The sequence below is a fragment of the Vogesella perlucida genome, assembly GCF_979366545.1.
The window spans coordinates 203944-218933 of the sequence record NZ_CEETRO010000001.1 but is presented as its reverse complement, the minus strand read 5'-3'; the positions used below and the strand labels follow the sequence as shown (position 1 = coordinate 218933).

Annotated in this window: 5 protein-coding genes; 4 read left to right on the top strand and 1 reads right to left on the bottom strand. The window is 56.7% G+C overall.

Going from position 1 to position 14990, the window contains the following annotated elements:
* Nucleotides 1-7: 7 nt before the first annotated feature.
* On the bottom strand, nucleotides 8-802 hold the full coding sequence (lgt, locus tag ACZ9XP_RS01075; protein ID WP_147683777.1) for a prolipoprotein diacylglyceryl transferase: 795 nt from the start codon (nucleotides 800-802) through the stop codon (nucleotides 8-10).
* A gap of 220 nt (nucleotides 803-1022) precedes the next feature.
* Between lgt and ilvD the strand changes: the two genes are divergently transcribed.
* From ilvD to ACZ9XP_RS01055, 4 genes are all read left to right on the top strand, one after another.
* Complete coding sequence (gene ilvD / locus ACZ9XP_RS01070; protein WP_147683775.1) at nucleotides 1023-2879, top strand: dihydroxy-acid dehydratase; 1857 nt, start codon at nucleotides 1023-1025, stop codon at nucleotides 2877-2879.
* 301 nt (nucleotides 2880-3180) lie between these two features.
* Nucleotides 3181-6795 carry a PilC/PilY family type IV pilus protein gene (locus ACZ9XP_RS01065; protein WP_147683773.1) on the top strand — a complete coding sequence of 1205 codons (3615 nt, stop codon included), beginning with the start codon at nucleotides 3181-3183 and terminating at the stop codon, nucleotides 6793-6795.
* Nucleotides 6796-7016: 221 nt separating this feature from the next.
* The gene (locus ACZ9XP_RS01060; protein ID WP_147683771.1) at nucleotides 7017-10649 is read left to right on the top strand and encodes a PilC/PilY family type IV pilus protein; all 3633 of its coding nucleotides are present in this window, start codon (nucleotides 7017-7019) and stop codon (nucleotides 10647-10649) included.
* 233 nt (nucleotides 10650-10882) lie between these two features.
* Nucleotides 10883-14614 (top strand): pilus assembly protein, encoded by a 3732-nt coding sequence (locus ACZ9XP_RS01055; RefSeq protein WP_465187867.1) that lies wholly within the window; start codon nucleotides 10883-10885, stop codon nucleotides 14612-14614.
* Nucleotides 14615-14990 lie beyond the last annotated feature (376 nt).

Sequence of the window (14990 nt, the reverse complement as noted above, 5' to 3'; positions counted from 1 at the left end):
AGGCTCCTTACGCGGTTTGCGGCTGGCGCGCTGCCCAGCGGTACAGCACGATGCCTGCCACGATCATCGGCAGGCTTAGCCACTGGCCCATGCTGATCACGTCTGACTGGCCGAAAATGCCGGCGTCTGGCGTGCGGAAGTATTCGGCAATGAAGCGGAAGCTGCCGTAGCCCATCAGGAATACTGCCGACACCTGGCCCACCGGGCGGCGGCGCGCCGAGAACAGCCACAGGATGACAAACAGTGCCAGGCCTTCCAGCAGCGCCTGGTAGAGCTGCGACGGGTGGCGCGGCAGCATGTCCACACGCGGGAAGATCATCGCCCATGGCAGGTCTGCGGGTGCCACGCGGCCCCATAGTTCACCGTTGATGAAGTTGCCGACGCGGCCTGCGGCCAACCCTGTGGGTACCAGCGGAGCGACAAAGTCGGCGACTTGCAAGAAGCTGCTGCCTTGCTTGCGCGCAAACAGAGCCATGGCTACCAGCACGCCGATAAAGCCGCCGTGGAAGCTCATGCCGCCTTTCCACACCATCAGGATTTCCGCCGGGTGCTGCAGGTAGTAGCCCGGCTGGTAAAACAGCACCTCGCCCAGGCGGCCGCCCAGTACCACGCCCAGCACGGCCCAGGTCAGGAAGTCGTCCAGGTCCTTGGCGTGCCAGCCGCTCCACGGCTGGCTTTTCACGCGCAGATTGCCCAGCCACAGAAACAGGCCAAAGCCCAGCAGGTACATCAGGCCGTACCAGTGCACGGCCAGTGGGCCCAGGTGGATGGCGACGGGGTCAAACTGAGGATGGATCAGCATTTGTCAGTAATGTGCGTTTGCGGTAAAAGGAAGATCTAAATTATACGGAAAGCGCCAGGTGGCGTCCCGACGCGATCATGACGGGATGGTGCCATTAACAGAAACTTCACGCACCCGGAAGTTCCTGCCAGCTGCTCACAGAAGCGGCGATGCGCGCAAACAGGACAAGATTCAGGCTGTGCCCCCGTGGCGCAGGCAAAGAGACCCAAAGGATAAAGCCATGCCGCAATACCGTTCCAAAACCTCTACCGCAGGCCGCAATATGGCCGGGGCCCGTGCGCTGTGGCGCGCCACCGGCATGAAGGACGAAGACTTCCAGAAGCCCATTATCGCCATTGCCAACAGCTTTACCCAGTTCGTGCCCGGCCACGTCCACCTGCACAATATGGGCCAGCTGGTCGCCCGTGAAATCGAGCGTGCTGGCGGCGTCGCCAAAGAATTCAACACCATCGCCGTGGACGACGGCATCGCCATGGGCCATGGCGGCATGCTGTACAGCCTGCCCAGCCGCGACCTGATCGCCGACAGTGTGGAGTACATGGTAAACGCCCACTGTGCCGACGCGCTGGTGTGCATCTCCAACTGCGACAAGATCACCCCCGGCATGCTGATGGCCGCGCTGCGCCTGAACATCCCCGTGGTATTTGTGTCCGGCGGCCCGATGGAAGCCGGCAAAGTGCAGTGGGGCAACGACATCCGCAAGCTGGACCTGGTCGACGCCATGGTGGAAGCGGCCAACAGTGCCGTATCCGATGCAGATGTAGACAAGGTAGAGCGCAGCGCCTGCCCGACATGCGGCTCCTGTTCCGGTATGTTTACCGCCAACTCGATGAACTGCCTGACCGAGGCGCTGGGCCTGTCCCTGCCGGGTAACGGCAGCCTGCTGGCCACCCACGCCGACCGCAAAGAGCTGTTCCTGAAAGCCGGCCGCCTGATTGTGGAGATCACCAAACGCCACTACGAGCAGGACGATTACAGCGTGCTGCCGCGCAGCATTGCTACCAAGGCTGCGTTCGAGAACGCCATGAGCCTGGACGTGGCCATGGGCGGCTCCACCAACACCGTGCTGCACCTGCTGGCCGCCGCCAGCGAAGCCGGGGTGGATTTCAAGATGGCCGATATCGACCGCATCTCGCGCAGCGTGCCTTGCCTGTCCAAGGTGGCACCGGCCACGCAGAAGTACCACATGGAAGACGTGCACCGTGCCGGTGGCGTGATTGCCATCCTGGCCGAGCTGGACCGCGCCGGGCTGATCCAGCGTGACGTACCCACCGTACACAGCCCCAGCATGGGTGCCGGTATCGAGGCCTGGGACGTGATGCGCCACGGCCCGGACAGCGAGCCGCACCGCTTCTACCGCGCGGCGCCAGGCGGCGTGCCTACCACCATCGCCTTCAGCCAGAGCATGCGCTACCCGACGCTGGACGACGACCGCGCCGAAGGCTGCATCCGCGACAAGGCCAACGCCTACTCGCAAGACGGCGGCCTGGCGGTACTGTACGGCAATATCGCCGAGCGTGGCTGCATCGTGAAAACCGCTGGCGTGGATGACTCCATCCTCAAGTTCACCGGCCGCGCCCGCGTGTTTGAAAGCCAGGACGACGCCGTGGCCGCCATCCTGGCCGACCAGGTAGTGGCTGGCGACGTGGTGGTGATCCGCTACGAAGGCCCCAAAGGCGGCCCCGGCATGCAGGAAATGCTGTACCCCACCAGCTACCTGAAATCCAAAGGCCTGGGCAAAGCCTGCGCACTGCTCACCGACGGCCGTTTCTCTGGCGGTACCTCCGGCCTGTCCATCGGCCACGTGTCGCCGGAAGCCGCCGAAGGCGGTGCCATTGGCCTGGTGGAAGAGGGCGATACCATCGAGATCGATATCCCCAACCGTGGCATCCATCTGGCCGTCAGCGCGGAAACGTTGGCCGCACGCCGCGCCGCACAAGAAGCCCGCGGTGCGCAGGCCTGGAAGCCGCTGGACCGCCAGCGCGTGGTGAGCCCGGCGCTACGCGCCTACGCCGCCATGACCACCAGCGCCGACACCGGTGCGGTGCGCGATGTATCGCAGGTAGAGCGTAAGTAAGCACGACGCGATCACGCTAACACGCTAAAAAAACCGCCGTATTGCCCCCGGGCAGTGCGGCGGTTTTATATTTGGCACCCGTGTTGTTGTTTTCTGTTGGCTGTGCTATTTACTTTTATTGCCGTCGATAAATGCCTTGCTGCGGGCTGTGCATAATAAGCTGCAATCTGAAATGCAGGTTTATGTTTAATACCGTGGCTGCCTTTTATATCGATTTTGCTTTCGATATGAATAGGCTGGTCTGTAATATGTCAGGCTGTTTGGTGCTTATTTGCCATGCCTGGCGCAGGAAAGGGCTGGCATGCGTTTATTGATAAATGTGGCGTGGTGGCTGCGTAGCGCCTTCATGGGGGTATGTTTATGGTTGGCGGGGGGCGCGCTGGCGCTCACCATACCGGCGACACCGTTGGGAGCCGGCCAGGTGGTAGAGCCCAATGTGCTGTATTTGCTGGATGATTCTGGCTCGATGATGTGGGACATCATGCCGGATGAGGGAGTGACCAATGTTTTTCATGGCTGGCTGTTTCCGCTGCCGGATGATACTTATGGTGCGTCGCTTTACTATACCACCCCCGATTTAAGTACAGCCTATGGTGGTAAGTATGATTGGTATCAGATTTACATGGCACTGCCCAGTTTTGCTGATAACAACATCTATAGTATTTACTTGCGATCTAGCCGTAATAACAGTGTTTACTACGACCCGGCCAGAATTTATCGCCCCTGGCTGGACAGTAATGGCCTGCCCTTTGGTGTCGATGAGCCATTGCAAAATGCCAACCCGCGCAAGGTGTACTGGAACCCGGCCCGTAAGAGCAGCGGCAGCCTCGACCTGACAGTATTGAATACCAGTACCGCAGCAGGGCAGCCTACCGTGCACTGGTTCAGCTCGACGGCCAGCGATTATCGTCAGGCCGCCGCTAGCCGCAGTGTGTCCCAGCTTACCGGGGTGGGTTATTACCCGATGACATTCTATGTTTACGACGCCGGGCCATCGGGTAACCCAAATCTTGCCAGTAGTTATACCCGCTACCAGATGCGCGGCAACACGCTGTACAAGCGCAAATTGCCCAATGGCACCGAGATCAATGCCGGGGCCGAGCTATCTTGGGCGGATGGCAAGATACGCCGCACCATAGCAGAGGAACAGATCAACTTTGCCAACTGGTTCCAGTATTACCGCTCCCGTTTTCTGGCCTTCAAGGCAGCCAGTAGCCATGCGTTTGCCGACCTAGGCACGGCTTACCGCATAGGCTTGGCCAGCATCAATCTGCGCGGCACCAGCAGCTATGAGTTTCTGGTACCGCAAAGTGGTAACTTTTCCGGTAGCAATCGGCAGACTTTTTTTGACCGCCTATTGGCTTTGCCCATCAGCCTGAATGGAACCCCATTGCGGGGAGCGTTGCGATGGGCCGGAAACAAATACCGTGATGAATACTGGCAAGATGGTATCGAGTGTCGCCGTGCTTTTGCGCTGATGACCACCGATGGTAGCTGGAATGCTGAAGCAGGCTGGTCGATGGGGAATGTCGACAGTGATGCCGGTGCCCCTTACGCCGATACGGTCGCCGATACGCTGGCTGACGTCGCGATGTATTACTGGAAGACCGACCTTTCCTCGCTGGCTAACCTGGTGCCGGCCAAAGAAAGCAACCCGCAAACCCAGCAACACATGACCACCATAGGTTTAACGCTGGGCAAGCACGGTCTGCTGGACCCCAAAACCGATCTGCCAGCCCTGAGCAGTGGTGCGCTTAGATGGCCGGACCCGTTTGGCAGCGGCGCCGCCAAGATGGATGATCTGTGGCATGCCACCATTAATAGCCGTGGCAGCTTCATTTCTGCAGAAGACCCGGAGCAGCTACGTCTTGGCTTGATAGATGCTTTCAAGGATATCGACAATAGTGTGTCCAGCCACAGTGCCGGTGCGGTAAGCGGTGCGGCTTATACCGCTGCCAGCCTGTATTTTCAGGGGCAGTTTTCCGCCAATGGCTGGTACGGGCAGTTGGATGCCTATGGCCTGGCCCGTTTGGGCAAGGGTTACTTCATTGTGAATCCGCCCAAATGGCGTGCCAGCGAACGCTTAGCGCTGAATGGCAACCGCCAAATCTTTACCAGTACCCTGAACGGTGCCGGCACGCTGCCGTTCACTGCTACCGGTCTCGGGGTGGTTAAACTGGCCGTGAATGGGCTGAACCCGTCTATGGTGGACTACTTGCGTGGCGGGCGTAGCAATGAGAGTCCTGCCGGTTTGAAATACCGCAAGCGTACTGCATTACTTGGCGACATCATCGACTCCAGCCCCTTGTATGTAGGTAAACCATCGGACAAGTTACCCTTGCATCAGTTACGGCCAGCCATGGTATACGTTGCGGCCAACGATGGCATGCTGCACGCATTTGACGTGGCCACCGGCGACGAACGCTTTGCCTATATCCCGTCAGCGGTACTGGGCCGCTTGGCCAGCCTGGCTGATGCCGATTACGGCGCCAAACACCAGTATCTGATGGATGGTCAGCTCAGTACGGCAGAGGCGCAGATAGGCAATGAATATCGTACTTTGCTGGCGGGCAGCCAGGGTCGTGGTGGGGAAAGCCTGTTTTTGCTGGACGTGACCGAGCCGCAGAATATCCTGGAAAGCACGCTAGCCAATGCCCGCCCGCTACTGTGGGAGTTCAGTCAACTGAACGATCCATATCTTGGCAAACTGTACCAGTCAGCTCCGCGCATTGCCCGACTCAATGACGGCAAGGACTATGTGCTGGCTCCGAATGGTTACAACAGCCTGCTAGGCGGGGCGCATCTGTTTGTCTTGCCTGTCAGCAACCCGACTCACGTGTGGTTGCCAGGTTTCAACTACTGGCGGCTCAGTGCCAGTTTGTTGCCGGGTAACGGGCTGTCCGCGATTACACCGTACGACATGGACGAAAACGGTACGGTAGACTTGGTCTATGCCGGTGATCTGAAAGGTAATGTGTGGAAGTTCGATCTGAGCAGTAAGGACCCGCTGTACTGGAAAGTAGGGCTGGCAGGGCAGCCGCTGTACAAAGCGCTGGGTCCGAATAATTTACCGCAGCCTATCGTATCTGCCCCGGTGCTTGCCCCGCACCCTGACGGCAAACCCGTGCCGGTCACTGCCACTCGCCCCGGGGTGATGGTCTATGTGGGAACCGGGCGCTTTCTGGATGCCTGCGATCAGGCCGGCGCGCAATGTGTTGGCGAAGACAGTGTTGACTCCATATACGGCATCTGGGATTACGGTGGCCAGGTGTGCCAGCGCAAGGAGTTGCAGCAGCAAGAGCTGAGCAACGCCAGTATTCCCAACACCGCGGATGGCACCTTCCGCAAGGTGACCAAGCGTGCCTTGGTGTACCCGCCGCAAACCCTCTATGACACGCCTTGTATGGCCGGGGTGACCCCACGCAGTCAGTTGGCCGGGCCTGGCGGCACTTATGCTTTTCCTTCATTTGGCTTGCCCCAGACCGAGCGGGTAAAAAACAGCAGCTATTGGCTAGGCTGGTTTATCGATCTACCTGCAGAGGGCGAGCGGGTAGTGGGCCACTTGCGTTACGACCGCAAGCGTCTGGAGGTGCAAACGTATATTCCGTCTGCCGTGGGTAGCAAAGTGTGTGGTGCGGCCAACGATGCCAGCTATATTTTGCGGCTGAACTACCAGAATGGCGGCCCGTTCACGCGGCCGCGTTTTGTGCATTCTCAGCTTGATGCGGCACTGGCAAGCAAGCAGGCCGACGCTTTTGATGTGGTGGGCCTGCGCCTGCAGGGGGCTTTGGGGCGCACGGCGATTAGCAACTCGACCTTGTTGGCCAATACCAATGGCGGCACCGGTGGGCCGGTTATCGAACCTGTAGGGCGTACGGTACGCAGGGTGAGTTGGCGGGAAATTATCTCGGATTAATTGTAAATTAATTTTATCTGGCGTCTGTAAAAACCGTGTTGTTATTGTGGTTGGTATTGGTGTCTGTACTAAAGACTGGATATATAAGACTTTAGCTCAATGGAATATTTGGTGGATTGGGCGGATAGATAAGTTGCATTTTCATAAGTTATCTTATCGACTATCATATAGATGAAGATAAAAATGCACCTATATTATTAGCAGGAGTCGCCGTGTTGCGCATGTCGTCCCGCCTTGTGGCACTCATCTCGCTGGCTGTTACCGTAACGGCACCGGTACAAGCACTGGTACCGGCCAGTACTTCCCCTTTGGCCGGTACGGGTGATACCGATGGCCCCAATGTGTTGTTGGCGCTGTCTATCGAGTTCCCCACCGCTGGCTGGGCCTACCAGACTGGTTACACCACCACCAACGAGTATCTGGGCTATTTTGACGCTGGCTTGTGCTACAGCTACGTCACCAACGACAGCGCGGCGGGGGTGAACTATTTCAACCCGGTAAGCCAGGTCAACAACAGTACCTATCGCACGTGCAACGATGGCTACTGGTCGGGCAACTTCCTGAACTGGGCCGCGGGCACGGCGACCGATATCTTCCGCAAAACCCTGACTGGTGGTTACCGGGTGAAAGAACTCACCGGCAAGACGATTTTGCGTTTTTCCCGGCATGGTTACGGCGATGCCTCGCGCAACTACGGCGATTTTCGCGGTTATCTGCCGCTGTTGTCTGGCCATAGCAGCACTTCGTCGTATATTCAGAATGCGAGTGCCACGCTGGTGCGACCCAGCGCCAACCCGTACTCGATGAACCTGACGCGCAGCTACCAGCGCTGGAGTGGTTTTAACTGGCAATCGTTCAGTGACACCACGCTTTACGACCTGAACGTACGCGCCTGTGTGCAGTCCAGCAGTTTTGACATGGGCAGTAACTGCACGCTGTACACGCCGTCCACCGGGGTGGTGGATTACAAGCCGGAAGGCCTGATCCAGAAGTACGCCAAAACCATGCGGGTAGGGGTGTTCAGTTATCTGCTGGATAACAGCTACGACCGTGATGGTGGCGTGTTGCGTGCGCGGCTGAAATACCCGGGTTGCTATCAGACCGTGACCACCAACGGTGGTAATACCATCGAGCTAGGGCGCGAGTGGGACCCGAAAACCGGTGCTTTCTACACCAACCCCGACCCCACTGATGCGACCAACAGCAGTGTCAGCAACAGTGGCGTGGTGAACTACCTGAACCGCTTTGGTGAAGGCGGCTACAAAACCTACGACCCGGCCGCTGAACTGTATTACGCGGCCCAACGCTATTTGCGCAACAAGGGCAATGTCAGCGCTTACACCAACACCACCAGCAATAACCAGAAAGACAGTTTTCCGGTCATTACCGACTGGGATGACCCGCTCAAGAATTCGGATCAGAACAACTTCATCATCTACCTGGGGGATGTCAACGTACACGGCGATGTGGACTTGCCAGGTTCAAGCTGGGGCACGCCAAGAAAGCCCAGCGATGATACTGACCTGAATGTCAGCACCCTGCTGAATACCGTGCGTGGCGGTGGTACCGACAATATCGGCGCTACCAACTCCCCTGGCTATATTGCCGCATTGGCCTACTGGGGCAATATGTTTGACATCCGTAGCGACAAATCCGGCGATCAGCATGTCAAAGCATTCATGATCGACGTGGTGGAAAGCGGCTCCTATAAGACCGAAGCGACCAACTCTTTTTACTTGGCGGCCAAGTGGGGTGGTTTCGAAGACAACGATGGCAGCAAGACACCCAATGTGAAGTCGGAATGGTCCAGCGACCTGCAAACCATTAGCGCTTTTCCCAACGGTGTGCCAGACAACTACGCGCCCGCCAACAACCCGGAAGCCCTGGTGAAAGCGCTGAACCGCGCCTTCAGCTACGCCGCTTTGGCGGTGAAACCGTCGCTGTCCGGCCTGGCGGTGTCGTCCGGTAGCAATAACGTCAACAACGGCAGCCACCTGTTCCGCACCACTTTCGAACGCTCGTCTACCGACAGCGCCGACTGGTATGGCGATGTAGAAGCCTACAAGGTAACGCTCACCAATAATGTGTTGAATACCAATGCCCTGTCGCTGGACTGGAGCACCAAAGCCAAGCTGGAAGCGCAGCTGGGCACCACCGCCAGTGGCCGTAATATCTATGCCTATAACAAGACCACTGAAAGCGGTATCAGCTTTAGCAGCGGCAGCAGTTATCTGCAAAGTGCGATCGGGCTGAATGCCAACGGCCTGGCCTATCTGATGGGCGACAACACCAATGCGGGCAATAATGGCAGCAAGGCATACCGCGCGCGCAGTGCCCGGCTGGGGCCCATCGAGCTGGCCAAAGTCGCCTTTGGTCCTGCGCCTACCGACATCACAGGCTGCGGTACTTTCTCGGTCTCTGCCAAAGCCAGGCCATCCATCTATGCCGTACCGGCTAACGACGGCTTCTTGCATATCTTCAACTATGGTGACAAAGCTGCGGCAGACAAAGGTAAAGAGCTGTTTGCCTTTATGCCCTCGTCGGTTTACCCGCAGGCAGCCAAGTTGGCCGCAAAAGACTACGAGTATGTACGCCTGCACGATGGCAGCCCGGTGATCAAGGATGTGTGCCTGAATAACCAGGCGGCAACGCTGCTGATTGGCTCCTCCGGCCGTGGTATTACCAAGGCAGACGGCTACGGTAGTAGCAGCATCTACGCGATCGATGTCACCAACCCTGGCAGCATGAATGCATCAAGCGTGCGCTGGGAGTTTTCCTCGGCCAACGACAGCACGCTGGGTAACATGATGACCCTGCCCAAGCTGGTTAAGCTCAATAACGGTCGCTGGGCAGCCGTGCTGGGTAACGGCATAAACCAGACCGCCAGCAATGCCGGGGTCTTCCTGCTGATGCTGGACAAGCCCGCCGGGCAAGCCTGGGTGCTGAACGACAACTACTTCAAGCTCACGGTCACCCCCTCTACCACCCCGCTGTATGCGCCTAACGGCATTACCGATGTCAGCACCTATGATGACGATGGCAATGGCACCGTGGACTACCTGTACGCTGGCGACCTGAACGGTCATGTATGGAAGTTCGATATCCGCGCCGCCTCGCCAGCCAGCTGGAATGTGGCTTTGAGTGGTTCTCCGCTCTTTACCGCCTACACCATGAGCGGTAGCACCCTGGGGAGCCGCCAGCCCATTACCGCCGCCCCGGTGCTGATGAAGACAACAGGTGGGCAGAAGGTGGTGGTGTTTGGAACCGGCATCAACTACGACGAGCAAGACCGCGCCTCTACCGGCCATGCCATCTACGGCATTTACGATAATGGCTCCGCGGTAGGCGACCCGCGCAGCCTGCTGGCGCACGCCACGCCGCCGTCGGATTCCGGCTATTCGCGCACTTCTACCAGCAGCATGGCGGCCAACCAGAAGGGCTGGTACATCCCGCTGACGACCAACGAACAGGTCGTGTCGTCGCCGTTTTATATGTCGGTACTGAAAAGCGATATGGTGGTGGTAGACAGCATCCGCCTGCGCCAGGAATGCTCCACCGCTGGCGAGGCATCGTTCCGTACCATTGTCAGCCTCAGTAATGGCGCCGCGCCAGACAAGCCCATGATGGATACCGATGGTGATGGCCGCGTGACCAGCCGCGATAGCCGAGTCAACCGGCAGTCGCTTTCCACGGGCGTGAACTACGGCGGATCGCTGCTGGTGACCCTTGGTGGTAACAAAAACAAGCTGGTGCTGTGTAACACCGGCGTGAGCGGCACCATCGAATGCAACCCGCTGGGCTCATCCAGCCGGGTAGTCAGCCGGGTAAGCTGGCGCGAGCTGATACAGGACTAGTATTAGCGCGCAAACACCGCCACTTACTGCACCGATAAAGCCACCGCATCTCATGATTGCGGTGGCTTTTTTGTCTTTAGGGGGATGGCGTCGTCGGCAAGCTGCTGCGTGTTGTGTTGTGGCTAGCTATTGGCATTAAAAATGCAAAAAGACTACCATTTTCAATAGAATGATTTATCGAGTAGTATATGCGGAACGACTAAGGTCTGTCGGTTTCTTCTGTTGGAGTTCTCGTGCCCCGTTCACTGTTACCTTGCCTGTTGCTGCTAAGCACACTGCTTGCCTCGTCTGGTCACGCCTTGGTTCCCGTTGCGCCTTCACCGTTGGCCGGTACGGGCGATACCGATGGCCCTAACGTACTGCTAGCCTTATCGATTGAGTTTCCAACAGCAGGCTGGGCGTATCAGCCAAATAGCGCTCGACCAAGCGATAAAGTATTTACCCCTAACGTAAAATATATTGGTTACTTTAATAATAATCTTTGTTATGAATATAGCCGTGAGCTCGGGTACTTTTATGCAGTGGCAAAGGTCAATGAGCAAGGCGAGTGTCAGCGAAAGTGGGCTGGTAATCTATTGAATTGGGCAACGGCGAGCGCGATTGATATATTCAGGCTTTTAATGACTGGAGGTTATCGATCGATTGATACTGAAAGTAAAACAGTGCTTCGTCAGGCCAGGTCAGGTTATGCCGGTGAGAAGCTATGCCGATCTGGGAGTAAAAGATCCGATCCTGATGGAGATGGTCGGTGTCCGAATAATTACTACATGAATGATGAGGTCGCCAAGAAGTTTAGCAGCCCTGATCTGGCTAAGTACTCACCTTATGATGGCGGTGTTCTGCTTTTTCGGCGTGATGCTGCTGTTTCTGATTTTTTTGGTTTTAAAGTGCATTATAATCAAGGGGGTGAGCAGAGTTTTTCCATGGCTGTCGAGGTGTGTAATAAAGAGATTGCTTTGGGTGTACCCCATACTTGCAAGGCTTATCCGGTATCTGGTGGCAAAACCGTTTATAAGCCAGAGGGTTTGATTCAGAAGTACGCCAAAACCATGCGGGTAGGTGTTTTCAGTTATCTGCTGGATAATGACTATAACCGTGATGGTGGTGTGATGAGAGCCCGGCTTAAGTACCCTGGCTGTAATCAGACGGTTACTACGAATTCAGGTAATGTTGTCACGCTTGGTCAAGAGTGGAATCCGAAAACCGGCATCTTCTACGCTAATCCCGACGCTACAGATGCCAGTAATACCCAGGTCATTAATAGCAACGCCAGTGGCGGCCAGATCAAGAATAGTGGCGTTGTGAACTATTTGAATAGTTTTGGTGAGAATGGCTATAAATCTTACGACCCGGCAGCAGAGCTCTATTACTCAGCCCAGCGCTACCTGCGCAATAAGGGTAATTATGCCGCTTATTCGAATATCAGCGATGACCGCCAGAAAGACAGCTTTCCAGTCATAACCGATTGGGATGATCCGTTAAAAAGTTCAGACCAGAATAGTTTTATTATCTACATTGGCGATACCAACGTGCATGCAGATATCGACCTGCCTGGTTCCTCTTGGGGCACACCGCGCGTCCCGACAGATGATCAAGATCTGAATGTTAGCAGTCTGTTATCGACGGTGCGTGCCGGTTGGTCAAATCGCATCGGTTCCTCCAACTCGCCGGGCTATCTGGCAGCACTGGCGTACTGGGGTAATGTCGTTGATATTCGTAGTGATAAATCAGGTCCGCAACGTGTCAAGTCTTTCATGATTGATACGGTGGAAGGTGGCTGGTATACACCACCGAACTGCGAGATGAATCCCAAAACGGCCGAGGTATGTAATTCGTTTTATCTGGCAGCCCGTTGGGGGAGCTTTGATGACAGTAACGGCAGCAAGACGCCAGATAGAAAGCCGGAGTGGTCGACTGACTTGCAAGCGATTGATGCTTTTCCGGATGGCGTGCCGGATAATTATGCCCCTGCCAATAACCCCGAAGCCTTGGCGCTGGCACTGAATCGTGCGTTCCGTTACGCTGCGCTGGCCGTCAAACCATCACTGTCCGGATTGGCTACCTCGGCCGGTAGTAATGTGGTGAATACCGGTAGCCACCTGTTTAGAACCACGTTTGAGCGGCCTTCCAGTAATAGTGGTACGGCAGGGGCGGACTGGTACGGTGATATTGAGGTCTATAAGGTTACCCTCAACAATAATGTGCTCAACTCGAGTGCGCTGACACTTGACTGGAGTACCAAGTTGACGCTGGAAAGCCAGCTCGGGAGCACCGCAGAGACTCGCAAAATCTACGCTTACGATCAGACCAAGCGTAGTGGCATTGCTTTTGACAGTGGCAGCAGTTATCTGCAAAGCCAGATCAAGCTGGATGCCAATGGCTTGGCTTACCTGCGTGGCGATAACACGAATGCGGGTAATAACGGTACCAAGGCCTACCGGGCGCGTAGCTATCGCCTTGGGCCGATTGAGCTGGCCAAGGTAGCTTTTGGCGGGGCCCCGGTAGACCCCGCTGCTTGTGGCGCTTTTTCAGGCGATACCAAAAATAGGCCTTCCATTTACGCGGTGCCGGCAAATGATGGCTTTTTGCATATCTTCAATTACGGTGACAAAGACGTAGCAGATAAAGGTAAAGAACTGTTTGCCTTCATGCCCTCGGCGGTTTATCCGCAGGCCGCAAGCCTGGCTTCAAAAAACTATGAGTATTTGCGCCTGCACGATGGTAGCCCTGTTATCAAGGATGTCTGCCTGGGTAATGTTGCCAAAACCTTGCTGATTGGCTCTTCTGGCCGTGGTATTACCACTAGCGAAGGCAATGGCAGCAGCAGTATCTACGCCATCGATGTGACCAACCCCGGCAGCATGGATGAGCGAAGCGTGCGCTGGGAGTTCTCTTCGGCCAACGATAGTTCGCTGGGCAATATGATGACTCTGCCCAAACTGGTCAAGCTGAATAATGGAAAGTGGGCTGCCGTATTGGGTAACGGCATCAACCAGGCCGCTGGCAATGCCGGTGTTTTCTTGCTGATGCTGGACACGGCGCCTGGCGAATCTTGGCAGCAGGGTCGCAACTATTTCAAGCTGACGGTTAGTGCTGATAATCCGCCGCTGTATTCGCCCAATGGCATCACCGATGTCAGCACTTACGATGACGACGGTAATGGTACGGCCGACTACCTGTACGCCGGTGACCTCAATGGCCAGGTATGGAAGTTCGACATCAGTGCGGCCAACCCTGCAAGCTGGGCGGTGGCACTGGGTGGCAAGCCCCTGTTTACCGCACACAGGATAAACGGTGTGACTCCAGGCGAGCGGCAGCCCATTACGGCAGCACCGGTGCTGATGAAAACGGCTGGCGGGCAAAAAGTGGTGGTGTTCGGCACTGGCATCAACTACGCCGAAATCGACCGTGCCGCCGACGGTCAAGCCATTTATGGTGTGTACGACAACAACGCGATAGTCGGTACCCCCCTGGACTTGCTGGCTTTGGCCATGCCCTCGGCGGACTCGGGCTTCTCGCGAACCAGTAGCGGCACCCCATCCAGCAGCCAGAAAGGCTGGTATTTCCCGCTTACATTGAATGAGCAAGTCGTCTCCTCACCGTTTTACCTGAGCATGAAAAAAAATGATCTGGTGGTGATAGACAGCATCCGATTGCGGCAAGAATGTGCAGCCGGGGGGGAGGCATCGTTCCGTACCATTGTCAGCCTGGCCAGTGGGGCTGCACCGGACATGCTGCTGATGGATACGAACGGTGATGGCAAAGTCACAAGTAGTGATACCAAGTACAACCGGCAGTCTCTGTCTACGGGCGTGAACTATGGCGGGACACTGAGGGTGATGTTGCCCGGTGCCAAGCAGGCGCTATGCAATACGGGTGCAGGCGGTACCATCGAGTGTAATACCCTGGGCAGCGGTAATCGTACCGTCAAGCGGGTTAGCTGGCGCGAGCTGGTCGTGGATTAGCCCTCGCGGGCATGGTGGCCTGGCGGCAAGTCAAAGTTGGGGTGTGGTGTGTGCATCTGTTTGTGGTTCAGTCGACGGTGGTTCGTTGCCATTAGCTGGCAAAGGGGCGTTTCTGGATGCCGCCATCCGTCAATCTGACAGCCATGGCTCACCTCGCGAGAAGTGCTGTGCCGGTAGTCGGGGTACTTGCGGGCGATCCCACGACCTCAAACCCTCGCCCGCAAAGGCCAAGGGGCTTGTCCGTAGCTGAAAGACTATGGCGAACGATGGGGTAATGCTTCCCCCGCAAACCCTTGCCCAATCAGGCAAAGGACCTGTCAGTGATGAGCTGAAGCAGCCAACAAAAAGGACAGCCACCGGTGTGACCGGTGCTGTC

Bases quoted from the DNA above. Each gene is read 5' to 3' on its own strand.
- lgt (WP_147683777.1), bottom strand. From the start codon at position 802: ATGCTGATCCATCCTCAGTTTGACCCCGTCGCCATCCACCTGGGCCCA.
- ACZ9XP_RS01060 (WP_147683771.1), top strand. From the start codon at position 7,017: ATGTCGTCCCGCCTTGTGGCACTCATCTCGCTGGCTGTTACCGTAACG.
- ACZ9XP_RS01065 (WP_147683773.1), top strand. From the start codon at position 3,181: ATGCGTTTATTGATAAATGTGGCGTGGTGGCTGCGTAGCGCCTTCATG.
- ilvD (WP_147683775.1), top strand. From the start codon at position 1,023: ATGCCGCAATACCGTTCCAAAACCTCTACCGCAGGCCGCAATATGGCC.